Consider the following 9,269-nt stretch of genomic DNA (forward strand, 5'->3'; position numbering starts at 1 on the left):
TTAATCTCATGCGCCAGGGTGGTCATCGTCTGCCCCCCCACCGCCAGTTTAGCGGTCTGGATCAGCTCGTCCTGCGTGGCGCGCAGATCGGCCTCAATCGCTTTTCGCTCGCCAATCTCCTGTTCCAGCTGCTGTTTTTGCGCATTAAGCTGACCCAGGGTATGACGAAGCAAACCGGCAATACGTCCCAGCTCGTCGCGCCCGTAAACCGGAATGGTCGCCTCGGTCCGGCCCAGACCAATCTGCACCACCGCCTGATTCAGCGCGGTAAAGCGTTTCACCAGCCGCGAGCGAATAAAATAATGGTTCAGCCCCCATGCCAGCAGCAGCGCCAGCAGCGTCGCCACCAGGATTAACCCGCCGCTGACCCGGACAATCTGCGCCATACGCTGATTAAACATCTGCATCTGCTGGTGACTGCTGCCAAGCTGGGCTTCCAGCAGCGTTCTGAAGCGCCCCAGCGTCGCTTCTCTGGACCGGCTGGCTTCCACGAGCGCTTTTTGCGCGCTAACATAGTCGCGCATGGTATCCGGCATATTATTTTTCACNNATTTCCAGCAGCTCATCTATCGTTTGTCGCAGGGTAATGGTGCTCGGCCAGTCATCCAGCGCACGGATATTTTCATCCGCCGTTTTTTTCAGGTTTTCAAGATAGCGGATATGCGTCTCCACCAGCATGCCGTCATCATTCCCGGATTTCAGTTCATTGAGCCTGTCGCGCAGGTCGTCAACGATCTGATTTTCAATACGAGCCAGGGTATAGACCTGCTGCTGTTCATTCTGCACTTCCCGGGCGCGTTTCAGATACTGCCTCGCATCCCCCTGTCGGGCTTCAATCTGATCGAGCAGCGTTCCCTGTTGCCAGGTAAAATCCTGCACCAGCGAATTCAGCTCGGTGGTGAAATCATCGTGCAGCCAGTCGATCCGCGCCGCAAGCTCTCCCACCTTTTCACGAACCAGAAACATGTTGTAGAGCACGCGATCCAGTTCCGCCAGCAGCGCGCGGCTGTCCTGCAATATCACCCCCAACTGCTGGCGTTCTGCCGGCGACAACCCCTGACTTAGCCGTTCTATTTTGTCCAGATGCTGGATAATCTGGTTGCGCAGCTGCAGTCGTACCGTGGTATTTGGCGCCAGCAGAAATTCATTGAGCTGATCGACCACCAGGTTGAGATTCCCTTCAATCAGAAAAGCCGCATGGATGCGCGGAAAATACTCATCCAGCGAATAGCGGATCTGCGAACTTTGTTCATGCCAGGAATAGAGGCTTACGCTGCTGACAATCAGCGTAAGCAGCGCCCCCGTCAGAAATGCCCCGCGCAGACTGCTACTGATACTGATTTGCCGCAGGCGTTGCAGCATGGACCTGTCCGTCATTTCAGTTCTTCCAGTTTAGTAATCGCCTGCCGCTGGTTGTTGAGAAACCAGAGCTGCCACTCCATCATCTGCTGTTCCGCAAAACTTTTGTTGTCGAACTGAGCCAGCCAGGCTTCATCCTCGCTGCTGGCCGGATCCACCGGGACACGGGTGAGCAGCGCCCGTATCTCGGGCAGCGGACGCTTAAGACGGACCTCCGCGCTATGCAGCGCTCGCCAGGCGTCTTTGAGCTGGGCAAGACGAAAGCTAATCGCCGTATCAAACATCCGCTGAACCAAACGCTGACGTTTGAGGATCAATCGATAGTTTAATGGCGGTTGATTCATCAGCATCGCCTGCTGCGCCGCCCGTGGATTGCCTGGCGCCAGCGGTGTTACCGGATACTTCCCGGTATTAGCGTCGGCGAGGATCGTCTGGCCCTCCGGACTTAACAGATAGCGAATAAACCGCCGCGCTTCGCTGGCGTGCTGGCTGTTTTTAAGCACTGCGACATAGGTCGGCGAAACCGCCGACTGAGGGAAATAGGTAAAAGCCAGGTGCGGATCGTTCAGCAGCAGATTGGCGTAATTATCAATCACCGGACCAGCCACGCCCAGGCCGCTTTTAATCTTATCTGCCACCCCAAAGCTACGGGATGAAATGGTCACGAGGTTTCCCGCCGTGGTCAACAGCGTTTCCCATCCTTTAATCCAGCCTTTTTGTTGCAGCAGCGACTCCACCATCAGATGGTTGGTATCCGAACGCGACGGACTGCTCATCAGCAGCGCCCCCTGATAACAGGGATCGGTCAGGTCATCCCAGTCCGCTGGCGCAGGCAGATGCCGGGTCATCAGTGCTGAGCGATTCATCAGCAAACCGAACCCGGAGATCGCCACGGCCACGGAGGTGGAGCGAATGGATTCCGGCACCAGATGTTGGCTGACTGCCGGCGCACCGCTGAACGGCGCCAGTTTTTGATGCTCCTGAAGATGCTGCAGCAGCATCGGCGACGAAGTCAGGATCAGATCGACATTTTCGGCATTTGCCGTATCAAGCAACTGTTCCAGCGAGGCGCTGGTGCGGTTGAGCGTCCTTATCATCACCGACCCCGGCTCTTTCTGCCAGCGATCGATAATCCACACGGTGGCGCTGGGAGAAAATGTCGTCGCCATCACCAGCTCATTGCCTTGCGCCGCACAGGGTCTCAGCCATGCGGTCAGCAGTAGCAGCGCGAGCATTTTGCTCACTATCCTGACCCCACGAAGAAATATGTTTGTGATCCCGTTCATAAATATTGAAATACCGTAAAAACCGCGTTGAGACAAAACTTACCCGTTTATGACATCTGGTGAATTAATCGCCGCGAGCGGAAAAATAGTCAAACGGGCGTCCGGGAATATCGGGAAAGATTACCAGATAATGATTAGGCAATTTGTTAGTGTCCGCACAAGCCGGACATAAAACCAGCGCAAAATTAATTGCGCAAAATCTCGCTCATGCCAGATGGGTCAAAAACAACCCGTCCCTGCATTATTTTGAGTCAATTTTGACTCATTTCGACGATTTGAATTTTTTAGCCGCTTATTTCACCCTTCGGGTAATTACTCCTGATGTTCATATCAATGTAAATACAGGTGACGACATGTTATCATTATTAAAAAAAGGCCCGTCGGCGAATAAAGTTCCTGCTGAGAAAATTCAGGCAACCTATGGTCGATACCGTATGCAGGCGCTGCTAAGCGTATTTCTGGGATACCTGGCGTACTATATCGTGCGCAATAACTTCACCTTATCCACGCCCTATCTGAAAGAACAGTTAGACCTCAGCGCCACGCAGATCGGTTTGCTCAGCAGCTGTATGCTCATCGCCTACGGGATCAGTAAAGGCGTAATGAGCAGCCTCGCGGATAAAGCCAGCCCGAAAGTCTTTATGGCCTGTGGCCTGGTGCTGTGCGCCATCGTCAACGTCGGGTTAGGATTCAGTACCGCATTCTGGGTCTTCGCTGCGCTGGTTGTCCTGAACGGCCTGTTTCAGGGTATGGGGGTCGGCCCCTCTTTTATTACTATTGCGAACTGGTTCCCGCGCCGTGAGCGTGGCCGCGTAGGGGCGTTCTGGAACATTTCCCATAACGTCGGCGGCGGAATTGTCGCCCCGATCGTCGGCGCCGCATTCGCCATTCTCGGCACCGAGCACTGGCAGAGCGCCAGCTACATTGTACCGGCCTGCGTGGCGGTGGTATTCGCCATTAGCGTACTGGTGCTGGGTAAGGGTTCGCCGCGCGAGGAAGGTCTGCCTTCGCTGGCAGAGATGATGCCGGAAGAGAAAGTGGTGCTGAAGACCAAACACGGCCAGAAAGCGCCGGAGAACATGAGCGCATTTCAGATCTTCTGTACCTACGTACTGCGTAACAAAAACGCCTGGTATGTCTCCTTTGTGGATGTGTTTGTCTATATGGTGCGTTTCGGCATGATCAGCTGGCTGCCAATTTACCTGCTGACGGTGAAACATTTTTCCAAAGAACAAATGAGCGTCGCATTCCTGTTTTTTGAGTGGGCGGCAATTCCGTCTACTCTGCTGGCCGGCTGGCTCTCCGACAAGCTGTTTAAAGGGCGCCGGATGCCGTTAGCTATAATCTGTATGACGCTAATCTTCATCTGTCTGATCGGCTACTGGAAAAGCGAATCGCTACTGATGGTCACGGTATTCGCGGCAATTGTGGGCTGCCTTATTTATGTCCCGCAGTTTCTGGCCTCGGTCCAGACCATGGAAATCGTCCCCAGCTTTGCCGTCGGTTCAGCCGTGGGTCTGCTCGGATTTATGAGCTATATCTTTGGCGCATCGTTAGGCACCAGCCTGTTCGGCGTAATGGTCGATAAAATGGGCTGGCACGGCGGGTTCTATCTGCTGATGGGCGGGATCGTCTGCTGCATACTCTTCTGCTACCTCTCTCATCGCGGCGCGCTGGAACTTGAGCAACAGCGTAAAATCACCGAGCAGGAAGAGGCCCGACTGGCACTGGCTGACGCACAGTAAGCGCCTGAACCCGGGGGAACAAAGAGCCAGCTTGCTGGCTCTTTTGCCGTTGAGAGAGGAATAGATGTCCGCGGCGGCTTCTGACAGCGGTATAAAGCAAGTATTCCTGCCATCACTGATGTTGCTGCTGAGTGGCCTACTTCGCCGGGATAATCAGCACCTGACCCGGATAGATTTTGTCGGGATGGGTCAGCATCGGTTTATTGGCTTCAAAAATGCGTTGATACTCATTGGCCGAGCCATACATCGCTTTTGAGATTGCGCTCAGAGTGTCACCGGATTTGACCGTGTAAAAACGACTTTCCGCCCCGCTTTGCGTCACCTTAACGCCGTCACTGACCTGGCCTACGCCAGTGACATTCCCGACCGCAACCAGAATTTTTTCTTTATCCTCCTGCGAAGCGACATCACCAGTGACCGTTGCGGTGCCATCTTCCGCAACATCAATATTGACCTTTTCGGCGCCAGGCAGATTAAGTCCATCGATATGTTTTTTCAGCTTTTCAGCCCGATCTTCTTTACTGTCGCCGGAGACGGCATCCCATATTTTCTCGCCCGCTTCTTTCACAAAATTTAATAATCCCATCTTTCCATACCTCCACGACTGTTACATGAACACATGTTCCTCGGCCCCGTTGACCCAATGTTCGGGATATTGGTTTTGATATCCACCATCGCGACAACTGCTTGAGGCAGCACAAGCTGCCATCAAAGTATAATCAATGAGCGTCAAAGTGCAGGAAATTTGCCATGGCATGGCAGGAAAGTCTGTATTCCGGCAAGGCGACACCGGATGAAAGCGGGCATTGCCCCCCGGGAGGACGAAACCGGAGATTACCGGCGGCTCATTGCCAGCTTCGCAGCGAATAACAGAAACAGGCAGCCGGTCGTCCGATCCATCCATTTCACTACGGCTGGTTTTTTCAGGATGCCTGCGGCATAGCGAGTGGCGGTCATCAGCGTTAACGACCACAGCGTACCAATCAATACATGGATAGCGACCAGGAGAAAAGTCCAGCTCACGGGTGAATGCCCGGCAGGGATAAACTGGGGCAAAAACGAAACGTAGAAGACGCCCATTTTGGGGTTAAGCACATTCCCCAGCATCCCACGCAGAAACCAGTTACTCGTGGAATCTGATTCGGCCGGGTGGGTGTTAAATTGCTGGCGTGGTCGCAGGAGCAACTGGATGCCCAGCCAGCAAAGGTATCCTGCTCCGCACCATTTCAATAAGGTATAAGCCAACTCAGAAACCGCCAGCAGCGCCCCTAAACCAAAGGCCACCAGCGCGCCCCAGATAAAGCACCCGAGATCGATGCCTAACGCGGCATGCAAGGCTTTGCGTCCCCCTTCAGCAGTCGCCGTGCGGAGAATAAGAGCAGTATCAAGACCTGGCGTCAGGGTAAGCAGTGTAGCAGCGAGGGTGTAAGCAAGAAGTGAATCAGTGACGAGCATTTCCTGTCTCCGAAAGAGACAAGGCTACTGAAGGGTTCACATTTTTGCAACAAGATTATTTCCCCTGATCTTCTGCTTACCCTGCTCCATTTTTCTTCGGGGATGACAGATGCAAAGAGTAGCCCATGACTAAGTAATGCTTAGTCATGGGCTGATGTTCTTACAGGAAGAGCTTAATGTTGATTTAAAATAACCCTGGGATACGTTAGCTCACTTTAATATCATCCAGGTCGATATCCTCTTCTTCGTAATCATTATCAACAATCACGTCGCGAGGGATATCTTTTTTGATGACGGCATAGACCGTGGCGGTAACAACGATATTCACCAGCAGGGCCATGATGCCTGCCATCGGATGTGACATCGTGGGGATCATCAGTACTCCGCCAAAAGGAACCGTCGCATCCGCACCATAGACCATGGTGACCGCCCCGCCGCACGCGCCGCCGATAGCCGCCGCCGCGATACCGCGCACAATATCATTCATGACGATCGGGATAGAACCCTCAACGATATTCACAATCCCCATCGGAACCGCTGATTTTAAGGTTTCCACTTCTTCACGGTTATAGATATTTTTACGCAGCAGTTTGGCAATAAAGAAAGCCAGGCCAAATCCGATAGGCGTAGCGGTGTTAACTAACTGAAGTGCGGTAATGGGTTCATTTATCCCCTGCGCCTGCAGGGTCAGCACGAAAGCAAAGCATGTCTTATTTAGCGGGCCGCCAAAGTCAACAATACACAATGCGCCTATGACTGCGCCTAACACCAAATTCGACGACGTGCCCATGCTTCTCAGGAAAGACGTAAGCGCTTCCGTAAAGATACCGATAGGCGTACCGATGATATAGACCATAATCAGGCAGCTGATAATGGAGGCAAAAAAGGGAACGATCAGCGTCGGCATCAACCCGCGGGCCCAGTCAGGCACCTTGACGTTTTTAATGATCGCCAGCGCAATATACCCCGCAATATAGCCACCAATCATCCCACCGATAAAGCCTGCGCTTATGGTATTCGCCGCCAGCCCGACGACAAATCCTGGCGCGATGCCTGGTTTGCCGGCAATCGAGCCAGATATTCCCACGGCAATCACCACCGGCAACAGCCCAAGCGCCTTGGCGCCCAGGGTGGCCATCGCCTGCCATACATCAAATTGTCCCGGAGTTAACGTGTCCTGCACCGTTCCGCCAAGCCCCATACCGATGGCGATAATAAACCCAGAACCACAGACAATGGGGATCAGAAACGAGATAGCGGTCAGCAGATGTCCTTTAGGGTTTGCTGCTTGCCATATTTGTTTTAGAGACATAAGTCACGCCCTTTAATGTAGAGTCGCCAGGCCGAAATAAAATTATGAATTGACTATTTCACTGAGTTTTTCAATCAACTTATTGGGGGATTTGACTGCCGTTTCCGTCGCGACTTTAACGACTTTTTTGCCGGCAAATCTCTCCTCGCCCGTTACTTTGACATCGGCAGCAAGCAGGACAATATCTGCTGCGGCAATCTCATCAGCGGTTAACGGGTTCTCAATGCCGATGGTTCCTTGCGTCTCGATTTTAACGTTATGTCCGGCTTTTTTAGCCGCAGTTTCAATTTTCTTTTGCGCAATATAGGTATGTGCAATCCCCACCGTGCAGGCGGTAACGCCGACAATATTCATAATGTTTCTCCGTTAATTAATTTAATAAATTACAAATCGATATTAGCAAGTTGGTATTAAGCATCGGCGTTTTCAGTTTCTGAATTGAAAAGCGCAATGATTTTATGTGGATCAGATTCAACAAGTAATTTAGCGATAATGTCTTCATCCGCCAGTGACCCAGACACTTGTGCCAACAGGCGAATATGGGTGGCATTTTGATCCACCAGGCAAACCGCAAATAAAATAACACAGCGGACGTCGCTGCCATCCATGGTCTCCCAGGGAATGGCATGTTGCGTGCGTCCGATGGCTAATGCGGTACGGGAAACACCGGAAGATTTACCATGTGGAATAGCGATATGGTTTTCAAAACCGGTAGAGCCTAGCTCCTCGCGTAACCAGACATCACGAATAAAGTCTTCCTTATTGGTGACGGCGCCATCCTGGATAAGTAAATCGGTGAGTTCTTCTATCACCTCTTCTTTGGTTCTGGCGGTCATATTTAACTTGATGTTTTTAACATTAAGCACTGTCGAAATATCCATGATTCACCCGCATTCATATAGAGTGGTCGTTAAATAACAAACCAGCATCGCTGGCGTGATGCAGATCTTTTAAGGCTTATTCAAATACACACTGTGGTTCGAAGAGAGATAACCCGTTATGCAGCGACAGTTTCCCGCTGGAAGATCTCGATCATTCTGTCCCACGCCTGGCTGACATCCTCATGGAGCGAAAACAGACCCGATGTGCCGACGATAAAGACATCTACCCCGGATTCAGCAATCTGACCGAAGGTTTTCTCATTGCAAGAGCCATCAATTTCCGTCAGATAGTGATAACCATTATTTTTGCGCATGTTGATGAGCTTTCTAATCTTGTTCAGCGACTCAGGAATAAACTTTTGTCCGGCATAGCCAGGGTCAACCGACATGACCGTCACTTTATCCAGCAGATGCGCATATTCGGCAATGCTTTCTGCCGGTGTCGCCGGGTTCAGCACCACCCCGCACTTTTTGCCCGCATCCTTGATCTGATTCAGCAGGCGGAATATTTTGTTATTCGCCGTCTCGGGATGAAAGCTGATGATATCGGCGCCGGCCTCGAGACACATGGGAATGATATCTTCCGGATGATTCACCATCAGATGAACATCAATGGGCACAGTAGTAATTTTTTTCAGATTCTCAATAAAAAAGGGAGACAGTGTGATATTGCGGACGTAATTGCCATCCATTATATCAACATGGTAAAAATCCGCTTTTTTATTCATTGCCGTGATCTGCTCTTTGAACTGCGTTAAATCCATGCACATCAGTGACGGTGAAAATTTAGCGCTCATAAACCACCTCCGATAAATAGTTAGTTAAACATTGCGATGATATGACCCAGCACGATGCCGACAACGCCAAAGTCTGCGTCTCCAAAGGTTGTGGAGCCCAGTCCCATATCCCCCATCATGGGCAAGAGAATGGCAGGCAGGAACGAAATGAGCAGACCGTGAGCAAAAGCCCCTACCACCGCCCCGCGACGTCCGCCGGTAATGTTGCCGTAAACCCCCGCCGTGGCCCCGCAGAAAAAGTGGGGAACCAGGCCCGGGACGATGACGCTCAAGCCGAACAGCGGGCAGAGGAACATACTGACCAGCCCTGCGACAAAGCTTGCGAGGAAGCCGACGATGACGGCATTCGGAGCGAAGGGAAATACCGTCGGACAGTCCAGCGCCGGCTTCGCGTCTTTAACCAGTTTGTCCGCAATCCCTTTAAACGCCGGGAC

9 protein-coding genes and 1 pseudogene are annotated in these 9,269 nt (G+C 52.0%); 1 reads left to right on the top strand and 9 read right to left on the bottom strand.

All coding sequences use genetic code 11. The features are described 5' to 3' along the window. Together pgtB and pgtC are read right to left on the bottom strand one after the other, a co-directional pair. Positions 1–1,362: pseudogene (gene pgtB, locus KHQ28_RS28500) on the bottom strand (two-component system sensor histidine kinase PgtB); the annotation flags it as partial. An 11-nt stretch (positions 1,363–1,373) separates the two neighbouring features. Further along, entirely contained in the window at positions 1,374–2,594 is a 1,221-nt protein-coding gene (pgtC, locus tag KHQ28_RS28505; protein WP_032418954.1) for a phosphoglycerate transport regulator PgtC, read from the bottom strand. A gap of 404 nt (positions 2,595–2,998) precedes the next feature. Between pgtC and pgtP the strand changes: the two genes are divergently transcribed. After that, the gene (gene pgtP / locus KHQ28_RS28510; protein ID WP_032418953.1) at positions 2,999–4,390 is read left to right on the top strand and encodes a phosphoglycerate transporter PgtP; all 1,392 of its coding nucleotides are present in this window, start codon (positions 2,999–3,001) and stop codon (positions 4,388–4,390) included. Between the two features lie 136 nt (positions 4,391–4,526). On the opposite strand, the gene lysM is transcribed toward pgtP, so the two are convergent. From lysM to KHQ28_RS28545, 7 genes are all read right to left on the bottom strand, one after another. Continuing rightward, positions 4,527–4,976 carry a peptidoglycan-binding protein LysM gene (lysM, locus tag KHQ28_RS28515; RefSeq protein WP_002904908.1) on the bottom strand — a complete coding sequence of 150 codons (450 nt, stop codon included), beginning with the start codon at positions 4,974–4,976 and terminating at the stop codon, positions 4,527–4,529. A gap of 248 nt (positions 4,977–5,224) precedes the next feature. Next, a complete protein-coding gene (locus KHQ28_RS28520; RefSeq protein ID WP_032418952.1) occupies positions 5,225–5,845 on the bottom strand; it encodes a LysE family translocator in 621 nt (206 codons plus the stop codon). Positions 5,846–6,050: 205 nt separating this feature from the next. Continuing rightward, on the bottom strand, positions 6,051–7,157 hold the full coding sequence (locus KHQ28_RS28525) for a PTS fructose transporter subunit IIC (RefSeq protein ID WP_004176140.1): 1,107 nt from the start codon (positions 7,155–7,157) through the stop codon (positions 6,051–6,053). Between the two features lie 42 nt (positions 7,158–7,199). Beyond that, a complete protein-coding gene (locus tag KHQ28_RS28530) occupies positions 7,200–7,511 on the bottom strand; it encodes a PTS fructose transporter subunit IIB (protein WP_004176139.1) in 312 nt (103 codons plus the stop codon). Between the two features lie 56 nt (positions 7,512–7,567). Then, positions 7,568–8,038 carry a PTS sugar transporter subunit IIA gene (locus KHQ28_RS28535; RefSeq protein WP_002905131.1) on the bottom strand — a complete coding sequence of 157 codons (471 nt, stop codon included), beginning with the start codon at positions 8,036–8,038 and terminating at the stop codon, positions 7,568–7,570. A gap of 116 nt (positions 8,039–8,154) precedes the next feature. Continuing rightward, positions 8,155–8,835 (bottom strand): D-allulose 6-phosphate 3-epimerase, encoded by a 681-nt coding sequence (alsE, locus tag KHQ28_RS28540; RefSeq protein ID WP_004179925.1) that lies wholly within the window; start codon positions 8,833–8,835, stop codon positions 8,155–8,157. Positions 8,836–8,855: 20 nt separating this feature from the next. Continuing rightward, a partial coding sequence (locus tag KHQ28_RS28545) for a PTS transporter subunit IIC (RefSeq protein WP_323131624.1) occupies positions 8,856–9,269 on the bottom strand: 414 nt, incomplete at its 5' end.

The organism is Klebsiella sp. 28, from assembly GCF_018223905.1.
GTDB lineage: Bacteria > Pseudomonadota > Gammaproteobacteria > Enterobacterales > Enterobacteriaceae > Klebsiella > Klebsiella pneumoniae.

Coding starts and splice junctions, on each gene's coding strand:
- KHQ28_RS28535 (WP_002905131.1), bottom strand. CDS start 8,038: ATGGATATTTCGACAGTGCTTAATGTTAAAAACATCAAGTTAAATATG.
- pgtP (WP_032418953.1), top strand. CDS start 2,999: ATGTTATCATTATTAAAAAAAGGCCCGTCGGCGAATAAAGTTCCTGCT.
- KHQ28_RS28525 (WP_004176140.1), bottom strand. CDS start 7,157: ATGTCTCTAAAACAAATATGGCAAGCAGCAAACCCTAAAGGACATCTG.
- pgtC (WP_032418954.1), bottom strand. CDS start 2,594: ATGCTCGCGCTGCTACTGCTGACCGCATGGCTGAGACCCTGTGCGGCG.
- KHQ28_RS28530 (WP_004176139.1), bottom strand. CDS start 7,511: ATGAATATTGTCGGCGTTACCGCCTGCACGGTGGGGATTGCACATACC.
- lysM (WP_002904908.1), bottom strand. CDS start 4,976: ATGGGATTATTAAATTTTGTGAAAGAAGCGGGCGAGAAAATATGGGAT.
- alsE (WP_004179925.1), bottom strand. CDS start 8,835: ATGAGCGCTAAATTTTCACCGTCACTGATGTGCATGGATTTAACGCAG.
- KHQ28_RS28520 (WP_032418952.1), bottom strand. CDS start 5,845: ATGCTCGTCACTGATTCACTTCTTGCTTACACCCTCGCTGCTACACTG.